Origin of the sequence: Streptomyces sp. B21-083, assembly GCF_036898825.1 — a bacterium.
GTDB lineage: Bacteria > Actinomycetota > Actinomycetes > Streptomycetales > Streptomycetaceae > Streptomyces.
In genome coordinates this window covers 3,081,868-3,098,354 of sequence record NZ_JARUND010000002.1, presented here as the reverse complement: position 1 = coordinate 3,098,354, position 16,487 = coordinate 3,081,868, and the positions used below count along the sequence as shown (strand labels likewise).

12 protein-coding genes and 1 pseudogene are annotated in these 16,487 nt (G+C 71.0%); 9 read left to right on the top strand and 4 right to left on the bottom strand.

Going from position 1 to position 16,487, the window contains the following annotated elements; all coding sequences use genetic code 11:
• Nucleotides 1-85: 85 nt before the first annotated feature.
• Together QA861_RS37795 and QA861_RS37790 are read right to left on the bottom strand one after the other, a co-directional pair.
• A complete protein-coding gene (locus QA861_RS37795) occupies nt 86-1,234 on the bottom strand; it encodes a fumarylacetoacetate hydrolase family protein (RefSeq protein WP_334593289.1) in 1,149 nt (382 codons plus the stop codon).
• 26 nt (nt 1,235-1,260) lie between these two features.
• Nucleotides 1,261-1,701, bottom strand: coding sequence for a Tat pathway signal protein (locus tag QA861_RS37790; protein ID WP_334593287.1), 441 nt, complete (start codon nt 1,699-1,701; stop codon nt 1,261-1,263).
• Between the two features lie 152 nt (nt 1,702-1,853).
• Between QA861_RS37790 and QA861_RS37785 the strand changes: the two genes are divergently transcribed.
• Entirely contained in the window at nt 1,854-5,444 is a 3,591-nt protein-coding gene (locus QA861_RS37785; RefSeq protein ID WP_334593286.1) for an ATP-binding protein, read from the top strand.
• A 224-nt stretch (nt 5,445-5,668) separates the two neighbouring features.
• Nucleotides 5,669-7,150 carry a ricin-type beta-trefoil lectin domain protein gene (locus QA861_RS37780; protein WP_334593285.1) on the top strand — a complete coding sequence of 494 codons (1,482 nt, stop codon included), beginning with the start codon at nt 5,669-5,671 and terminating at the stop codon, nt 7,148-7,150.
• 91 nt (nt 7,151-7,241) lie between these two features.
• Here QA861_RS37780 and QA861_RS47300 read toward each other — a convergent pair.
• Nucleotides 7,242-8,302 (bottom strand): annotated as a pseudogene (locus tag QA861_RS47300) (LacI family DNA-binding transcriptional regulator).
• 204 nt (nt 8,303-8,506) lie between these two features.
• On the opposite strand from QA861_RS47300, the gene QA861_RS37765 reads away from it, so the two are divergent.
• The 5 genes from QA861_RS37765 to QA861_RS37745 all read left to right on the top strand — a co-directional run bounded on the left by QA861_RS37765 (nt 8,507) and on the right by QA861_RS37745 (nt 13,314).
• Nucleotides 8,507-8,743 carry a hypothetical protein gene (locus tag QA861_RS37765; RefSeq protein WP_334593282.1) on the top strand — a complete coding sequence of 79 codons (237 nt, stop codon included), beginning with the start codon at nt 8,507-8,509 and terminating at the stop codon, nt 8,741-8,743.
• A complete protein-coding gene (locus QA861_RS37760; RefSeq protein WP_334593281.1) occupies nt 8,743-11,034 on the top strand; it encodes a heavy metal translocating P-type ATPase in 2,292 nt (763 codons plus the stop codon). Before QA861_RS37765 ends, QA861_RS37760 begins: the two co-directional genes overlap by 1 nt.
• Nucleotides 11,031-11,558: a copper chaperone PCu(A)C gene (locus QA861_RS37755; protein WP_334593280.1), complete on the top strand. Its 528-nt coding sequence runs from the start codon at nt 11,031-11,033 to the stop codon at nt 11,556-11,558. The genes QA861_RS37760 and QA861_RS37755 overlap by 4 nt, the downstream gene beginning before the upstream one ends.
• Before the next feature lie 156 nt (nt 11,559-11,714).
• Nucleotides 11,715-12,419: a hypothetical protein gene (locus QA861_RS37750; protein ID WP_334593279.1), complete on the top strand. Its 705-nt coding sequence runs from the start codon at nt 11,715-11,717 to the stop codon at nt 12,417-12,419.
• Nucleotides 12,420-12,642: 223 nt separating this feature from the next.
• Nucleotides 12,643-13,314 (top strand): sigma-70 family RNA polymerase sigma factor, encoded by a 672-nt coding sequence (locus QA861_RS37745; protein ID WP_334593278.1) that lies wholly within the window; start codon nt 12,643-12,645, stop codon nt 13,312-13,314.
• A gap of 75 nt (nt 13,315-13,389) precedes the next feature.
• Here the strand turns inward: QA861_RS37745 and QA861_RS37740 are convergent, their stop codons facing one another.
• Nucleotides 13,390-13,917: a copper chaperone PCu(A)C gene (locus QA861_RS37740; protein WP_334593277.1), complete on the bottom strand. Its 528-nt coding sequence runs from the start codon at nt 13,915-13,917 to the stop codon at nt 13,390-13,392.
• 171 nt (nt 13,918-14,088) lie between these two features.
• Between QA861_RS37740 and QA861_RS37735 the strand changes: the two genes are divergently transcribed.
• Nucleotides 14,089-14,844: an aspartyl/asparaginyl beta-hydroxylase domain-containing protein gene (locus tag QA861_RS37735; protein ID WP_334593276.1), complete on the top strand. Its 756-nt coding sequence runs from the start codon at nt 14,089-14,091 to the stop codon at nt 14,842-14,844.
• A 277-nt stretch (nt 14,845-15,121) separates the two neighbouring features.
• Entirely contained in the window at nt 15,122-16,483 is a 1,362-nt protein-coding gene (locus QA861_RS37730) for an MFS transporter (RefSeq protein ID WP_334593274.1), read from the top strand.
• Nucleotides 16,484-16,487 lie beyond the last annotated feature (4 nt).

The window sequence follows — 16,487 nt, the reverse complement described above, 5'->3', positions numbered from 1 at the left end:
CGGGTGGTCCTTGTCGTCGAAGGGGCGTCGATCACCCTGATCCTGGCGGTCTTCGGCTTGCTGCTCGGCCACGGCGTCTCGGGGGTCATCCCCTGCGGCGGGCGGCTGGCAGGGGAATCGGGGGGACGCCCTCGACGACGGTGTTGCTGATGGTGCCGATGCCCTCGACCGTCATGGTGACGATGTCGCCGGGGACGACCGGCGGGGGTTCGAAGGTGCCGGCGCGGCCCCAGAGTTCGGCCAAACAGCCGCCGTTTCCACAGGTGCCGGAGCCCAGGATGTCGCCGGGGCGGATCCATGTGCCGCGGGAGGCGTACGCCGCCATCTCCTCGAACGTCCAGGCCATGTTGCCCAGTCGGTCCCGGCCGACGGTCTCGCCGTTGACCTGGACGGTCAGGGCGACGTCGAGGAAGCCCTCCGGGTTGCGGTGAGGTTCCAGCTCGTCGGCGGTGACCAGCCAGGGGCCGAGGGTGGTGGAGGTGTCCTTGCCCTTGGCCGGGCCGAGGGTCTGCCCGAGGTCGCGGACCAGGCTGGTGGTGGCGCGCGCCATGCCGGTCAGGTTGGGCGGTACGACGTTGACGGCAGCGGCGGTGAGGGCGGCGACGACCAGACCGAAGCCGACACCGTTGAGCACCAGCGGCCCGAGCAGGGGGACCAGGCCGCTTTCGTGGATCGGCACCGCGCGCAGCCACAGTTGGGCGCCGGCCAGGGAGACGAACCCGGTGACGAGCATGGGGCCGGGGCCCACCCGGTGCAGCAGCCGGACCAGCAGCGGCCAGATGAGCGGGGTGACACCCTGGATGACCAGGAAGGGCACCGCGGCCTGGAAGGGGCTCTGGTGCTGGATGACGCACGCACAGGCCTGGGCCCGGGGCCCGGCGGCGTGTACGGCATCCATCCGGATCTCGCGGGCGATCCGGGCGCGCTCGTCCAACACGGCCACCCGGCGCTGCTCGGCACGCAGCAGCTCGGTCTGGGCGAGCAGGGCAACCGTGGCTGCGCGGGGTGCGCGGCAACTCGCCGAGGAGTTGGACGCCCTCGGCTCGCGCTCACCGCACCCGGAGGGGCCGACATCGCGCGGCAGATCCGCTCGACCTGCTGGTTTGCGCGACGGCGGTCCACCACGGACATACGACAGTTCAGCAGCGAGACGTGCGAGCCCGAATTCCGTGCCGGTGTGCCCGTCCTCCGTGCGAGAACGGGCACACGGAGGCCGCCGCTGCCGCCACCGCACCGGCCCTCCTCCGATTCCTGGGGACGCTAGAACAGCGACACGCAGGAATTGCCGTCACCGACGAAGCAGACGTACAGCTTCACGTCGCGGAGGCTGTACCCGTTGCTGCTGGCGTAACCGGGGGTGCTGTTGGCGCCGTTGCTGTCCGAACCGAGCTTGGTGTAGCCGTGGTAGTTCCAGCCGCCGTTCTCCCACTTCTGGTACGTGGTGTAGAGCCCCGCGCCCTTGCCGTCGGCGCAGTTGTCCCAGATCGTGAAGTCCCAGTTGGTGTCGTAGAGCGCGTAGCCGCCGGCTGTCCCGACCTGCCAGTAGTTGTACGAGCCGTTGACGGAGGCGCAGCCGTCCGACGTGCTCTGGTAGTAGCTCGCGGCCTGAGCCTGGCCGGAGAAGGCCATGACCAGCCCTGCGGCGGCGGCCGCGATCGCGATCTTCTTCTTGACGCTCTTGAGCGTGATGCCACTGACCATGGCTGTCCTCCTGGATGTCGGGGTCTTCGTCGCGCTGTTTCCTGTCCTGGACCAAGGTGCTCGGCCGACCGTCGGCGAACCTTGTACGAACGTTGAATTGGCTGGTCGAAGGCGCCGTGCCATGGTGAGCACCTGAGACTCAAGGGGGCGCCGTGGCGGTTGAGTTCGATGTGCTCGGCAGCGTCGAGGCGAGGGTGGACGGCCGGATCGTCGATCTGGGTCACGCCCGGCAGCGATGTGTGCTCGCGGTGCTGCTCGTCGACGCCAACCGGGTGGTCTCGGTGGACCAGCTTCTCGAGCGCGTCTGGGCCGACCGCCCTCCGCAGCGGGCCCGGAACACGCTCTACGGCTATGTCTCCCGTCTGCGGCAGGCTCTTGCCGTCGCCGAGGAGGCGGAGATCGTCCGGCGCTCCGGTGGCTACGTCCTCGACGTCGAGGCGACCGCGGTGGATCTGCACCGGTTCCATGACCTCGCCGGTCGAGCCCGCGCGGCCGTACGGAACGAGGAGGACGAGCAGGCCTCGGTCCTGTTCGGGGAGGCGATCGGCCTGTGGCGGGGAGACGCCTTCGCGGGTCTGGACACCCCGTGGTTCAACAGCCTCCGCGACCACCTGGACAAAGAACGGACGGCGGCCGAACGGGACCACACCGACGTCCGGCTCCGCTGCGGTCACCACACCGGACTGCCGGCCGAGTTGTCCGTCCGGGTGAGGACACACCCGTTGGACGAAAGACTCGCCGGCCAGTTCATCCTCGCCCTGTACCGCGCTGGTCGCCCGGCCGATGCCCTCGGCCACTACGAGCGCACCCGGCTCCTGCTGGCCGACGAACTCGGCTGTGATCCCAGCCTCCCGCTGCAGCGACTGCACCAGCAGATCCTCGCCGTCGATCCCGCGCTGAACGTCCCGGCCGTCGGTCCCGGGACCAGGCGCGCCACGGGATCCGCACGCGCCCTTGAGCCGCGCCCCGCGCCCACGTCCCCGTCGGCGTCCACCGGGCGCGACGGCGGCGCACCGCCCGGTCCGTCGACCTCGCGGCGGCCCCGGACAGGGCGTCATCTGATCGGCCGGGCAGCGGAGTTGGCGCTTCTCGACGGTGCCGTCGAGGACGCCCTGGCCGGGGCGCCCGGAGTGATCGAGGTGGTCGGGGAACCGGGCATCGGGAAGACTCGGCTGCTCGGTGAACTGGGCGAGCGCGCGAGGCAGCGCGGTTTCGTGTCCCTGGCCGGACGCAGCGTGGAGTTCGACCGGGCTCCGTACGGTGCGCTCGTGGACGCGCTGGACGACCACCTCGGCCACGTGGACTTCCGTCGGCTCTGGAAGGAAGGAGCACCGGCCGGCGCGTTGGCCCTGCTGAGCACGGTCTTCCCCGCGCTCAGTGAGCGTTTCCCGGTCGGTCCGGAGCCGGTGACGGTCGAACGGTACTGGTTCCACCGGGCGGTGCGGACGTTGCTCGAGGCGGTGAGCGCGGACGGCGGTCTCGTGGTCAGTCTGGACGACCTGCAGTGGACGGACGAAGGTACGGCCGAGCTGATCGACCATCTGGTGCGGCACCCGCCGAGGACACCGCTGTTGCTCGCCCTCGCCTACCGGCCCCGGCAGGCTCCGCCGCGACTGGCCGCGGCGCTGGCACGGGCCGGAGCGGAGGGGCGACTGACGAGAGTCGAGCTGGGCCCGCTGTCCCCGGCCGAGGGAGCGGAACTGTGCGGGGCCAGAACGGATCACTGGCGTTTCAAGCGACTGTACGAGGCCAGCGGCGGCAACCCGTTCTACCTGGAGGCACTGACCCGGAGCGCCGCCGGCGAAGGCCTGCCGGCGGTCCCGGCCGACCTGGTGCCCCTGACCGGCGATCTGCCGCAACCGGTGCGTGCCGCACTGCTGGAGGAGCTGGGATGTCTGTCGGTCACCGCGAGGGTCTGCACCCAGGCGGCAGCGGTGCTCGGCGACTCCTTCGAAGCCGACATGCTGGCAGTCGTGGCCCAGACCGGTGAGGCACAGACCCTTGCCGCCCTGGACGAGATCGCGGAGCGGGACCTCGTCCGCCAGATCGGCTCCACGCGCCAGTTCCGGTTCCGGCATCCGCTGGTGAGGGCGGCGGTGTACCAGGGGGCGGGCGCCGGTTGGCGGATCGAGGCGCACACCCGGGCCGCGGAGGGCCTGGCCCTGCACGGCGCGCCACTGACCGCCCAGGCCTCGCACGTTCAGCGGTCGGCACGCGTGGGGGACGAACACGCCGTCGACGTACTCGTACGGGCCGCTCGTCAGGTGATGACGATCGCACCGGCCACCGCCGCGCACTGGACGCGGGAAGCCTTACGGCTGCTCGGCGAGCGGAGCCGCCGGCGACCCGAACTGTGGCTCCAGCAGGCCGATGCGCTGGGCATGGCCGGACGACTGGTGGAGAGCCGCGACATCCTGCGGACGGCCGCCTCCCTCCTGCCCACGCATGCACGGGACCAGCGGGCCCGGTTGACCGCCCTCCGAGCCACCATGGAGTGGGCACTCGGCCGATACGAGGAGGCCACGGCCCTGCTCCTCCGGGAGTTGGCGGACCATGACGGCCGATTAGGTCCCGAGAGCGCCGACTTGGAGTTCGGCGTCGCGGTGGTGGCGCTTCGTACCAACGACTTCTCCACGGCCGTCCACTGGGGCGAACGCGCGTTGCGCTCGGCGGAACGTATCGGCGACCCGCTGCGGACCACGTCGGTCCGCGCTCTCCTGGCTCTGGCGCACACCTCCGCCGGCGACGCCCGGTCGACCGACTACCTGGACCTGGTGGTGGAAGCGTTCGACGACAGCGACAGCGACACCGACACCGACGACGAGCGACTGGCCGGGCGGTTGGACATCATCGTCATGACGGGCTGGACGGAGTTGCTCCACGAGCGTTACGACCTCGCGCTGCGCCATCTCGGCCGGGGCCTGGAGCTGTCCCGTCGCACCGGTCAGAGTCTCGTGCTCGCCGATCTGTTCGCCGCCTCCGCGTACGCCCTCATGTGGCTCGGGCGCCTGGACGAGGCGGCGACGTATGCCGACGACGCCTTGGAGGCGGCATCACTCGTCGGCAGCGGCGAACCGCGCTCCTTGGCCGAGGTGGTGAGCGCGGCGGTCCTGTTGTGGCGGGGGGACTTCGCCGGAGCGCTGAAGATCTGTGAGGAGTCACTCGCCCTGGTCGGCCCCGCACCGGGCGCGCGCCGGTCGGCGATCGTCGGGATGCTCGGCCAGACGCTGCTGCTCAACGGCGATCCGGAGGGCTGCGTGAGCAAGGTGCTCGAGGCGGGCGGCGGCCCGCTCCTGCTCGGGTTCGAAGCCCCGGTCCGCCCGATGTGGTTCCAGCTGCTGACGGTCGCGAACCTGGCCCTGGGTGACGTGGCAGCCGCCGACAGCTGGGCCGACCGCGCGGCCGCCGCCGCGGCTCCTGCCGGGCCGGCCGGGCGGCGCGGGTTCGCGCTGCTGGCCCGCGCCGAGGTACAACTCGCCCGGCAGGACCCGGCAGCGGGTCCCACCGCGAGCCGGGCCGCTGCCGAGTTCCGTACGGCCCGGATGCCACTCAACGAGGCCATGGCCCGGCTGACCGCCGGTACGGCGCTGGCTGCCTCCGGTCGCCAGGCCGAAGCTGTCGCCCAGGTGGAACGGGCGAACGCCCTGGCCGTCACCTGCGGGGCTCTCGCCCTGTGCGAACTGGCTGATCAGGAACACCGGCGAATCGCCGCCCTGGCCCGGCCTCCCTCCACGGGGGCCTGAAGTTCGCGCACAGCACAGGCCGGTGAAAGAGTCTGTCGCGTTTCGGAAACGTCACGAGTCTTGTCATCGGGGCGGGCGGCGTGTCACTGTCCGGCCATGGTTACGTAACCATGGCCGGTTTACACGGGTCCGAGTAGCTGTTTTTGGACCGTGGTTCATCACTGAGTCGGCTCAGGTGACGAACCCGCACTCCGACCTCCGCGATTTCCGTCACTGGAGACGACATGACCAAGACCCCGACGAGGTCGAAAAGACTGGCCAGTGTGCTCATGGCCGGCTTCGGCGCGACCCTCATGTTCCTGACCGCTCCCGCTCCCGCCCTCGCTCAGTCGGCCCCCTCGCACGCGCCGGCGAAGCCCGCGTCGAAGCCCGCCTCCAAGGGTGGTACCAGCGACTTCCGCGGCGTGAACTGGGCGGACCCGCGGGACAACTACGCCAGTGACGCCGTCGTGCCCAGCGGACTGTCGGTCACCGACAACTACCGCACGGTGTACCGCACCACGGATCACATGGTGCGCGGCTTCAAGAAGAACCTGGGCGCCAACACCCTGCGGCTGCCGATCAACCCGGCGAGCGTGGGCACCACCTGGTGGAAGTCGTACCGGGCGACGATCGACGCGGCCACGGCCTACGGTGACAAGGTCATCGTCAGCTACTGGGAGGCCGACACCAGCAAGGACGGGCTGGTCGACGACACGGCCGCCTGGAAGAAGATGTGGAACACCGTCGTGCGGGAGTACAAGCACAACCCGCGCGTCTACTTCGAGCCCATGAACGAGCCGCACGGCTACACCCTGGACCAGTGGGTGTCCGTCACCAGCGGCTGGCTGGCCCAGCACAAGGACGTCCCGCGTGGCCGTGTCGTGATCAGCGGCACCGGCTACAACGACAACGTCACCGGTGTCGGCGCGGCACGCGCCCTGCGCGGAACGCTGCTGTCGCTGCACTTCTACGGCTTCTGGGCCAGCTACACCAAGCAGTCGGAGTGGACCGCCGACCTCAACGCCCGCCTCGGCAAGTACACCGGCCGGACGATCATCGACGAGGCCGGCTCCCCGATGACCATCGGCTTGAACTACGGCGCGTGGAACGGCAACATCTACACCTCCTACCTCGCGGCCGTGGCGAACACCGCCCGCAGCAAGGGGATGGGACTGGTGTACTGGCCTGGCCTGCGGAACGGCGACGCCTACTCGATCGAGTCGCTGGACGCCAAGGGCAACCTGGTGGACAACAGCGCCACCGGAGTCGCGCTGCTGCGCTGGGGCTACGGCTTCGGCAAGACCCCGCCCGTCAACAACCTGCCGCCCGCGCCTCCCGGCGAGGTCCTGCGCGGGGTGGCCTCCACCCGCTGCGTCGACGTGCCCGGCTTCAGCACGACCAACGGCACCCAGCTCGACCTCTGGGACTGCAACGCCGGCGGCAACCAGACCTGGAACTGGAACGCGGACAAGCAGATCACCGTCTACGGCAACAAGTGCATGACGGTGGGAGGCACCGGAGCCACGGCGGGCGACCCCGTGACCATCTCCGACTGCACCGGCGCGACGGCACAGCAGTGGAACGTGAACGCGGACCTCACGGTGACCAGCGTCGCGAACCCGGCGCTCTGCCTGGACGCGGCCGGAGCGGGCACCGGCAACGGCACGTCGGTCGATGTCTGGTACTGCAACGGAAGCACCAACCAGCAGTGGACCAGAAGCTGAAACCGGCAACTGTTCGCCTCGAACGCTGATCCTTAACCGATCCGATCCGATCCGTACGGGCCCTGCGAGCACCTCGCGGGGCCCGTACGGATCAGCGCCGCCGTGCTTCGCCTTCCGGCGAGGGCGGCGGCGCCTCCGTGCTCGCGCGGACCACGAGCCGGGTCGGGACCAGGGTCTTGTCGATCAGATCGGGCCCGGTGCGTCCGATCTTGCCCAGCAGCTTCTGAAGGCTGAGCCGGCCGACCGCGGCGAAGTCCTGCCGTACGGTGGTCAGCGGTGGCCAGAAGGCATGGGCCTCCTCCATGTCGTCGAAGCCCACCACGCTGACGTCATCGGGAATCCGGCGACCGAGCTCGTGCAGGGCACGCATGACACCGAGCGCCATGTGGTCGTTCGCGGCGAAGATCGCCGTGACCTCCGGCCTTCGCCCCAGGGCAAGCCCGTGCCGGTATCCGGATCGGGTGGTCCAGTCGCCGTACAGCACCGGGGGCGGCACGATCCCGGCATCCTCCAGGGTGCGCCGCCAGGACTCGACCCGGTGGGCAGCGGAGAACGAGGCCGGGGGGCCCGCGATGTGCCACACCTGCCGGTGGCCGAGTTCCAGCAGGTGTTCCGTCGCCTGCCGGGCGCCCTGTGCCTGATCGGTGTCCACCACGGTGTAACCCGGGCCGGTGTCGGAGTCGACGACCACCATCGGGACCCCCGGGGGAGGCTGAACTCCGCGTCGTCCAGGAAACGCGCCTCGAAGACGAGGATCACCCCGTCCACGGCCGCCTCGCTGAGCCGGTCGTAGGCACCGGAGACCCTGCCCATGGTCGGGTCCGGCACGGGGATGAGGGTGACGGCGTACTTGGCGCGCGCGGCCTCGCTGGTGATGGCGTCGAGCGTGCGCGTGTTCCCGTACGTCCTGAGCGTGAAGGTGATGACACCGATGGTGTTGAACCGCCCGCTTCTGAGCGCGCGTGCGGCTCCGTTCGGCCGGTAGCCGAGTGCCCGCATCGACTCCACGACCCGCTGCCTCGTCGCGGGGTCGACGTTGGTGTGGCCGTTGGACACGCGCGACACCGTCTGCGGCGCGACACCGGCGTGCCGCGCGACGTCCGCCATCGACGGCCGGGGCCGTCCGGACGCGGGCCTTTCCCCAATCGCCATGATCCCTTGTTTCCCCTGTTTGTCGGGTCCTGACAACAGCCTAGGCCCACTTCCCGGGCGTCCGCGGTGCGAGATGCCCGCGACCTCATCTGTGACCGGCGCCACACGAGGCCCCCGGAACTCGGTCCGGCCCCGTTCCGACTACTGCTTCGGTACAGCGCGATTCCGAGCGACGCCGTACGACATGACCTGGAGACGCGGTTGATGGACGAGTCCCGGCAATCCTCATCGAGCGCGAGCGGCCTGGGTGCGGTGGTGCGGAGGGCGGCGCCCCCGCCCGCGCTCTTCGGCTTCCTGCTGCTGCTGGCCCTGATCTTCACGGTGTCCTACGCCGTCGGCGCCGGCGCCGGCCCTGTCGCACCCGGCATGCACGGCGGTAGTGGCGGTGGCGGCGGAGGCGGCACCGGGGGTATGGACGACATGCAGGGGGGACACGGCTGATGGGTGCCGAACCGGGGACTGCGGGGACCGTCCTGCTGACGACCGATCTGACCGTCGGCGGCATGACCTGCGCCGCGTGCGTGACCCGCGTCGAGAAGAAGCTCGGCAAGCTGGACGGGGTCACCGCGACCGTCAATCTCGCCACCGGAACGGCTCGCGTGAGTCACCCGGCGGACATCGGTCCGGACGAACTCGTCGCTACTGTGGAGAAGGCCGGATACACGGCCGCTTTGCCCGAGCCGCCCGGCAAACGGGAGCCCGCCGTCGATGACGACGGCGACGAGTCCGAGGGCGCTCGGCAGGAACGGCACCGTCTGGTCGTCACCGCCCTGCTGTCCGTCCCTGTGCTCGTACTGTCGATGGCGCCCGCACTGCAGTTCCGGAACTGGCAGTGGCTGTGCTTCGTGCTCGCCGCGCCCGTCGCCGTGTGGAGTGCCTGGCCCTTCCACGTACGGGCCGTCCGGGGGCTGCGGCACTCGGCGGCCACCATGGACACCCTGGTGTCGCTGGGTGTGGTGGCGTCCTTCGCGTGGTCGTCGTACGCGCTGTTCCTCGGCGGGGCAGGCGACCCCTGGATGCGGATGCCGTTCACCCTCGTGCCCACCGCCTCGGACGGGGCCGCGCACCTCTACCTCGAAGCGGCTGTCGGCGTAACGCTGTTCGTGCTCGCCGGGCGGTTCCTGGAGGCACGGGCGCGGCACGGGACCGGCGAGGCGCTGCGGTCGCTGGCCCGCCTCGCGGCCAAGGAGGTGTCCGTCCGGGAGGACGACGGCTCCGAACGGCTCATCCCCATCGAGGAGTTGAGGGCCGGGCAGGTTTTCGTCGTGCGGCCGGGCGAGCGGGTCGCCACCGACGGGCAGGTCACCGGGGGCAGTTCGGCCGTGGACCTGTCTCTGGTCACCGGTGAGAGCGAGCCCGTAGAGGTCGGGCCCGGTTCGGCCATGGTCGGCGGGGCCGTCAACGCCGGCGGGCTGCTCCTCGTACGGGCCACAGCGGTCGGTGCGGACACCCAGCTGGCCCGGATCACCCGGCTGGTGACCGAGGCGCGGGCGGGGAAGGCGCGGGCGCAGCGGCTGGCCGACTCCGTCGCCGGGGTTTTCGTGCCGATGGTGCTGGCGCTGGCCGTCACCGCGCTCGGGTTCTGGCTGGGCGCCGGAGCCGATCCGCAGGCGGCGATCACCGCGTGTGTGGCGGTACTGGTCGTGGCCTGTCCGTGCGCCCTCGGGCTCGCGACGCCGACCGCGCTGCTGGCCGCCGCCGGCCGGGGTGCCCAGCTCGGCGTGCTGGTCACCGGGCCGCAGGCGCTGGAGGGGCTTCAGCATCTCGACGTGGTCGTCCTCGACAAGACCGGCACTCTGACATCCGGCCGTATGACCGTCGCCAAGGTCACCGCCCTGCCGGACGGGCTCGGGAGCGACGCGGTACTGCGGTTGGCGGGGGCCGTGGAGCAGGGCTCGGAACATCCGCTCGGCCGGGCCGTCTCCGCCCACGCGCGCCGGGAGTCGGGCGGGCGGCGGCTGCCGGACGTGAGCGAGTTCGGGGCGCTGCCGGGGCGAGGCGTGCGGGGGCTGGTCGAGGGGCGGCTGGTCGAGGTCCTGTCGCCCGACGACGACCTGCCCGCCGTGCTCGCGCAGGCCCTGGCGGGAGCCGAGTCCGCCGCCCGTACGGCCGTGACGGTCCGGGTGGACGGTACCGTCGAAGCGCTGATCGAGATCGGTGACGTCGTACGGCCCGGCAGTTACCGCGCGGTGGACCGCCTGCGGCGGCTCGGCGTACGGCCCGTGCTGGCCACCGGTGACCGCGAGGCACCTGCCCGTGCCGTCGCCGAGGCGCTCGGCATCGAGGAGGTGCACGCCCGCTGCACACCCGAGGGAAAAGCCGACCTCGTACGGGAGTTGAAGGAGCAGGGCTACCGGGTCGCGGTCGTCGGTGACGGCGTGAACGACGCCGCCGCGCTCGCGGGTGCCGACCTCGGGATCGCCATGGGCAGCGGCACGGACGTGGCCATCGGCGCCGCCGACGTGACCCTCGTCCGCGGTGACATCGAGGGCCTCGCGGACGCGGTGCTGCTGGCCCGGCGCACGCTGGGCACCATCCGTGTGAACCTCGTCTGGGCCTTCGGCTACAACGTCGTCACCGTCCCGCTCGCCATGGTCGGCCTGCTCAACCCGATGCTGGCCGCCGCCGCCATGTCGGCGAGCTCGGTGCTGGTCGTCGCCAACAGCCTGCGGCTGCGCGCCTGGCAGCCCGCGCCCCCGGCCTCACCGGCTTCCCGGAGACGTGCCCGATGACCGGACAGTGGCCGTGGCGCCCGACCTCCCGACGGCTCACCGATTCCCTGTCGGCCGTGCTCGCGCCCGTCGCCGTGTGCGGGCTGGCGCTCGGCGGGCTGAGCACGTGGACCGTCTTCGGCAACGCCGGCAGTCCCGCCCGGATCGAGGTCACCGGCGGCAGGATGTTCACACCCTCGGGTGCCACCCCGGTCACGGCGGCCTTCTTCCGGATCACCAACAGCGGGGGCGCGCCGGACCGTCTGCTGAGAGTGACGTCCGCCGAGGTGGGCGCGGGGGAGGCCGTGCTGAGCCGGCACGTCATGAACAGCTCCAACACGGCCTCGGACCTGACGGTGGACTCCGTCGCCGTGCCGGCCGGCGAAAGCCTCGCCATGTCACCGGACGGCCTCGACGTGATAGTGCCGGTGAAGAAGGGCGGCTGGCAGCCGGGCGACCTCGTCTCGTTCACGCTGCACTTCGAGCGCGGCGGGGCCGTGAAGACCCTGGCGGTAGTGGTCCGGCCGGGCGAGGACGGCAGCTGACGGCTCGTCCGCATCCGTAGAAGTCGTTCGGACTGTTCTTCGGGTTCCGGCGAAGCCCTGTGTTCTGTATCACTCCCTTCTGGGTGAGTTGGGGGCCCGGGTCTCGTGCGTACCCACCTGTGACGAGCGGAGCCCGGATGCGAGGATGAGGCCGTCATGACTGCAGGGCGGGGTGCGCGCACGATACGAGCCGCGGTGTTCGCGGCCGTCTGTGTGCTGCTCGCTGCCCTCGGACACGTACTCATGTCGGGCTCCACCGTGCCATGGTGGACGCTGTCCGCCGGCTTCGCCGCCACGAGCGCTGTCGGCTGGACCCTGGCGGGCCGTGAGCGGGGGCTCCCGCTGGTGGTGTCCGTCGTGGTCGTCGTGCAGGGGGCACTCCACTCGGCCTTCTCGTGGGGTGGGGCGGCCACATCGGGTTCCGGCACGGGTGCCGCGGCGCGGGACACGAGTGGCATGAGTGGCATGTCCGACGGTTCGATGCCCATGGACGCCATGGACATGGGCTCCATGCCGATGAACTCCGCGCACATGGGCCACGCGACGCACGCCGAACACCTCGGACACCTGGCTCAGGGCTCCGGCGGTATGTCGTCGCTGGGCATGCTCGCCGCCCACACGCTGGCCGCACTGCTGACCGGGCTGTGGCTGGCGTACGGCGAGCGGGCCGCCTTCAGGCTCCTGCGGGCCGTCGCCGGATGGCTGGCCGCTCCGCTGCGGCTGCCCCTTCTCGCCCTGCCCGTTCCCCCGCGCCGGCCCCGTCTGCGGCCGACCCGTGAGCGTGCCGAGCGGATCCCGCGGCTGACGCTCACGCACACGATCATCTCTCGGGGGCCTCCGGCCGGGACCGCTGTCATCTGAGACAGCAGGCTCCCCGAAGCCGTCCCGCCGGTGCCGCGTCTGTCGGTGCCTCGGATACGCGGTTACGCGGCCTCGGGCGCGGGGCGTGCACGTCGTACGCCCCTTCCCCCTCCCGTCCCGGGACCCTCCGCAGTGGTGGAGCACACGCCCGGCGTGCCCAGCGCACGCTCGCGGGTGTCGCCGCCATGCGGACCGGTCCCGGACCACCCGAGAAGGACATCAGGTGATCACTCCTGTCCTCCGCTTGTCGCCCCTGTCGTCCAGGAAGCTCGACGCGGGGCGCACGGCGTCCGGTCGGCCCGTCACGACGGCGACGCCCGACGACCCGGCCACTGTCCATGCCCTCGCCGCCCGTGCCGGCGATCCCGACGCCGTCGACCGTTTCGTGCGGGCCCTGTACTCGGACGTCGTCCGCTACGTCACGTACCTCTCCGGCGACCGCCAACTGGCCGCCGATCTCGCCCAGGACACGTTCCTGCGGGCGCTCGGCGGCCTGCACCGGTTCGAGGGCCGCTCGTCGGCACGCACCTGGCTGCTGTCCATCGCGCGCCGCACGGTCATCGACAACCTGCGGTACGCCGCCACCCGGCCGCGACGGGCGGACGTGGACGACTGGACGAGCTGGGCCGAGCGTGCCCAGCCCATGGGCCTGCCCGGCTTCGACGACGGCGTGGCCCTGCTCGACCTGCTGGACGCGCTGCCCGTCGAGCGCCGCGAGGCGTTCGTCCTCACCCAGTTGGTGGGGCTGCCCTACGAGGACGCCGCCGTCGCCGGGGGCTGCCCGGTCGGGACGATCCGCTCCCGGGTGGCACGCGCCCGCGCGACGCTCGTCGAGCTGCTCGACGAGGCCGAGGCGGCCGAGGCGGACCAGAGCCCGGCTGCCGTCGCCGCGTGACAGGAGGGGCGCCGGTGCCCACGGGGGCGGAGGGCACCGGCGCCCTTTCCCGGCTCCGGCCCCGGTCACCGAGGCTCACCTCAAGGGCGCCGCCTCGACCACGGTCGCCCGGACGGCGACCTTCCCGCTCTGCTCGAACCACAGGACGTAGGGCACGCGTCGGCCGGCCTTCAGGGCGGGCGGATCCAGGATCCCGACCACGACCCCGCCCGGCGCCATACGCACCGTGCCGCCCGCTGGAACCTCAACGGACCGTACGGAGTACGTGCGTTCGGCGCCGGCACGGATCACCGTGCGGCGCAGGATGCTGACGCCCAGGTCCGGTGAGTCCGCGTACAGCAGGGTGTCCTTCGACTGGCCGGTGTTGCGGATCTCGAAGTACGCGCGGGTGGCGCCGGAGCCCGCGGGTACGGCGACTATGCGCGCGTCGACGACCTCGATCCCGGGTGGTGGCTCGCCTGCCGCGCCGGTCGCGGTGTAGCCCGCCAGCAGGACCAGCGCACCGGCGGCGGCACCCAACGGCGGCGCCACGGCCCACAAGGCGTCGGCGAACCGGGTGTTCCGCGTCCGGCGCGGCACGCGCGTCACACTTCTCTGCTCCATGTGTGAGTGGTCGGGGCACGGGTCGGTCTGGTTCCCGGTGTCTGCCGAACGGGCCAATTTCCGCAGGGAATTCGAGGAAGCCGGGAACTCGGGCCCGCCCCCGGCCGACTACTGGTCCGACAGGGCGGCTCGTCACCCGCCTGACCGCCACCCCACGGAGTTGAGAGCCGAGTGACACCGGAGATAGAGAACGCGTTCGCCGCGATCAGGGCCGAGTTCGGTACGGAGTCGCTCACCAGGGTCGAGCAGATGCTGGAGCCGGGCGGCGGCGGCGAACGGCATCCGTCGCAGAAGGCGGCGAAGTGGGTCATGCCGGGGCTGTCCGCGACTCCCTGGCACGATCCCTACGCCTATGACGAGATCGTCCCGGTCGTGAGTGCGCTCGAAGGCGCTCATCAGTCGATCAAAGAAGAGCTGGAAGCCGCCTGGGCGGGGCGCCGGGAGGCGTTCTCGGACTACGAGCACTATCTGACGCGCCAGGAGAACTGGCAGGCCCTCTACCTCTTTCGCGGGGGAGGTCTTGTCACGGAGTCGGCCGCTCTGGTTCCGACCGTCTACCGGTTGCTGAAAGAAGCCGTCGTCGAAACGGAGAAGATCTGTCCCCTCCTGGAATGCCATTTCTCCACCCTGTTGCCGGGCGCCGCCATCGACCCCCACTGCGACCTGTGGAACTTCAGCATCAACCTTCATCTCGCCGTGGACATCCCCGACGGATGCGGTATCACGGTCGCCGGAGAGACGCGGTCCTGGGAGGAGGGCAAGTGCCTGCTCTTCGACTACTCCTTCGAGCATGAGGCGCGTAACGAGGGCACCCGCCCGCGAACCTGCCTGCTCATCGACCTCTGGCATCCGGAGACGACCCTTCCGGAGCGCCGGGCACTGGTCGCCCTCATGACCGAGATCCGCCTGCTCATGGGGGAGGACTGAAGGACTGATCCGCAGGAATTCAGGAAAACAAAGGTCCCGTATTGAGCCCGCGATAAACTCCGGCTTTATCCGGCACCGTAGGTGTGTCATTCCCGGCAGCCGATGACTGTCGGCTCGAAGTGCTGCCTCGGCAAATTATTCAGCGGGTTATTCCGGACGTGAACTCCCGCATTCACAAGCGAGATTTCTGCTGCTACGGTGACGCAAAACGAACGGCCTTTCGGGAATTCGCTCGGCCGGGAATCCCGAAACCGTGATCGCGAGGGGGTGACCGATTGTGTCTCTTTTGGTTCTGGCGTTGGGGCAACTCGTCATCTCGCTCGACTACAACATCGTGTACGTTGCCCTGCCGGACATCGGCGCCGGGCTCGGCTTCTCAGACCACGACCTGCAGTGGGTGGTCAGCGCCTACGTCGTCTCCACGGGAGGCTTCCTGCTGCTGGGCGGCCGGGCCGCCGACCTGCTGGGCCGGCGCCGGATGTTCGTCCTCGCCGCGCTGCTCTACGCGGGATCGTCGCTGGTGGGCGGGTTGTCGGAGACGCCCGGTGTACTGGTCGCCGTGCGGGCGGTCCAGGGCATCGGCGGATCGCTGCTGTTCCCGGCGACGCTGTCGCTGATCAACACCCTGTACGAGGAGGGACCCGCCCGGAACCGGGCCCTGGCGGTGTGGGGTGCGGCGGGGGCCGGCGGACTCTGCTTCGGGTCCCTGCTGGGCGGGGTGCTGGTGGAGGCGTTCGGCTGGACGTCGGTGTTCTTCGTCAACGTGCCGATCGCCGCGGTGCTCGCGGTGGCCGGATGGCTGCTCTTCCCGGCGGACGGACCACGGGACCGTACCCGGCGCTTCGACGTTCTGGGCGCGCTCACCGCCACGGGCGGGATCACCCTCCTGGTGTATCTGCTGGTGCAGGCCCCGGCGGAGGGCTGGACCACCCCCACGGCCCTCATCAGCGCGGCGCTCTCGGCCGGGCTCCTGACACTGTTCGCCGTCGTGGAACGGCGTTCGCACGAACCGCTCGTACCGGCACGGATGTTCGCGCACCGGGGCCTGCTGGCGGCGATGGGAGTGACCACGCTGTTCAGCGCCACGTTCAGCTCGGTGCCGTACTTCCTCACCCTGTACTTCCAGACGGTCCACGGCTACAGCTCGGTCGCGACCGGGCTCGCCTTCCTCGTGCCGGCCGTCGTGGTGGCCGTGGGCACGCAGGCCGGGGAACGGGCCGTCGCCGCCTTCGGTATGCGCCGCATGCTGGTGGGCGGGATGACACTGGGGGCCGCCGGAGCGGCGGCGCTCGGGCTGGCGCTCACTTCGGACGGCTCGTATCCGAAACTCCTGCCGGGGATCGTGCTGTTGGGTCTCGGTCAGGGCGCCGCGTGGACGGGGATGTGGATCGCCGCGTCCGCCGGGGTCGCGCCGGGTGACCAGGGTGTGGCCTCCGGCCTGGCGTCGACCACCCTTCAGGTGGGCGGCGCCGTGGGACTCGCCGTCCTGGTCGCGCTCGCCGGGGGAGTGGGACAGAGCGCATCCGGGGCCGGGCTGCTCGACGGCGTCCGCACGGCCGTGTTCGCCATCGCGCTCGGCATCGGCTGCGGTGCGCTCGCGCTCGCGATGCTCATGCGGCGCGGGACCACGAGCCCCTAAGTCG